Genomic DNA, 2,054 nt, shown 5'->3' with positions numbered 1-2,054 from the left:
GAGTCGTTCCTGCTCACACCGGGTTTGACGCCCTCGTCGGTGTCGGCCTGGCGCAGCCACGTGAACAAGGTCATCGGGTGGACCCCGAAGTCCTTGGCGATCTGCTCGACGGTCACGCCGGGCTCGCGGTCACGGGCGACCCGCACGACATCGTCGCGGAACTCCCGGGGGTAGGGCTTGGGCACAGCGACATCCTCCCAGCTCGCCATCACGGCAAGCCATCTCAGATGTCACCAATCCGTGCAGCAGACCCCCGCCATGTAGGCAACCGATCACTTTCGGCTCAATAAGTCGGCCGAGAATCCGATGGCGTGCCTGTACTACATTCCGAGATCTTGAACCGGGCTGGTTGATCGGACGTTTCTCCTGGCATGGTGAAGCCCGTGACAGCCCAGGACATCGCCGGCTGGGATGCTGACCTGCGGGCCCTGACCGATGGTCTGGGTTCGATGTTCAACCGTCCGGAGCCGAAGGTGACGTTCGGGTTGATGGTGCGTGCGCTGTTGGCCGATGTGCTGAAGAAGAACTCGTGGGGTCTGGCCGAGCATGCCGGGCTGGCCACGCCGCGGCCGTTCGAGCATCTGCTCGACGGTGCGGTGTGGGATGTCGAGGTGTTGCGCGACCGGGTGCGCGGGTACGTGGTGGCGGGTCTGGGGTCGGTGGACGCGGTGGTGATCGCCGACGACACCCAGACGATCAAGAAGGGCGACAGGAGCGTCGGTGTCGCCCCGCAGCACTGCGGGTCGACCAATCAGACCGAGAACTGCCAGGTCATGCCGATGCTGACCTACGCGACCGAGGCCGGACACGCGTTCGTGGACCGTGAGCTGTACTTACCGAGGTCGTGGACCTCCGACCCGGCGCGGTGTCGGGCGGCGGGGGTGCCCCCGGACCGGGATTCGAGACGAAACCGGGACTGGTGCGGAGGATGCTGGCACGCCTGGTGGCCGCCGGGGTGCCGTTCGGATGGTTCGCCGCGGACTCCGGCTACGGCCGCGACCCCGGACTGCGCGCGTTCTGCCATGACGGCGCCATCGCGTACGCGATGGCGGTTCCGGTGGACCTGCCGCTGGTCGACGCACGGGGGAAAGCGTTGTGCTGTCAGGATGTCCTGCGCTCGGGTGTGCACCGTTGGGAGCGTCGTGCGGCGGGCGAGGGCAGCAAGGGAGCCCGGTTCTACGACTGGGCGATGCACGCGGTGACGGCGAGGGAACAGTCCCCGGCCGAGGGGTTCGGCCACACCCTGCTGATCCGACGCTCCAAGGAGATGAGGAGACGCAGGGATCAGCCGTCGTCCTACGATATCGAGTTCTTTCTCGTCCACGCGCCGGTGGCCACGCCGATGGCGGCGATGGTCCGGGCGGCCGGTCTGCGATGGAGGATCGAGGAGGGACAACAAGACCGGCAAGGACCAGCTCGGGATGGACGCCTACCAGGTTCGTAAGTGGACTCCGTGGTACCGGCACGTCACGATGTGCATGCTGGCACAGGCTTTCCTCGCGGTCACACGTGCGGGCCAGGGAAAAGAAGCTTCGCTCCGGGAGAGCGAGGCGACCGGCTGAGGCCGGTGCTGCTGCCCTTCTCGACCGCGGCGATCCGAGGGCTGCTGGCCGCGACCGTGCTGGCCCGCGTCATCGACACGGTCGCCGCGATCGCCCGCGCACTCTGGCGCCAGGTCCATCTCAGCAGGGCCCTGATCAGCCACTATCGTCGACGCGGCGACCCGCTCCCGCGCAATCTCGGAATGTAGTACCGGAGTCGCTCGATGCCTGCACTCCGAGGGCGCGGTCGAACTGCGCGATGACGAGTCCGGGGTAGACAGCGTCGGTCGGCGGAACCAAGTTCAGGTAGACAAGCCTGTTCCAGGTCTGTGGGCCGGCGATGCCGTCCGAGACGCCACGGAGGTCTCCCGAACTCTTGAGGCCCACTTGCTGCATGCGCACCGCGTTTCCGCTTGAGCCCTGTGAACCGCCCCGGCTTTGATGGGGACTCCATTGCGTGTGGAGGATGGAGTCATGGCAGGAACGTCACGGCACTCGGTCGAGGTGCGTCAG

General features: G+C 66.8%; 2 protein-coding genes and 1 pseudogene. 2 read left to right on the top strand and 1 reads right to left on the bottom strand.

Annotation, left to right across the window (positions count from 1 at the left end; all coding sequences use genetic code 11):
• Positions 1–185 (bottom strand): transposase (locus AB0K14_RS40820; RefSeq protein WP_360466770.1); only part of this gene is annotated, 185 nt, incomplete at its 3' end.
• A gap of 186 nt (positions 186–371) precedes the next feature.
• On the opposite strand from AB0K14_RS40820, the pseudogene AB0K14_RS40815 reads away from it, so the two are divergent.
• Together AB0K14_RS40815 and AB0K14_RS40810 are read left to right on the top strand one after the other, a co-directional pair.
• A pseudogene (locus AB0K14_RS40815) lies at positions 372–1,444 on the top strand (IS701 family transposase).
• 123 nt (positions 1,445–1,567) lie between these two features.
• On the top strand, positions 1,568–1,750 hold the full coding sequence (locus AB0K14_RS40810) for a hypothetical protein (RefSeq protein WP_360466767.1): 183 nt from the start codon (positions 1,568–1,570) through the stop codon (positions 1,748–1,750).
• Positions 1,751–2,054 lie beyond the last annotated feature (304 nt).

It is taken from the genome of Actinosynnema sp. NPDC050801, from assembly GCF_040673975.1.
In the GTDB taxonomy this organism is placed as follows: Bacteria; Actinomycetota; Actinomycetes; order Mycobacteriales; family Pseudonocardiaceae; genus Actinosynnema.
This window is presented reverse-complemented; position numbering and strand designations above follow the sequence as displayed.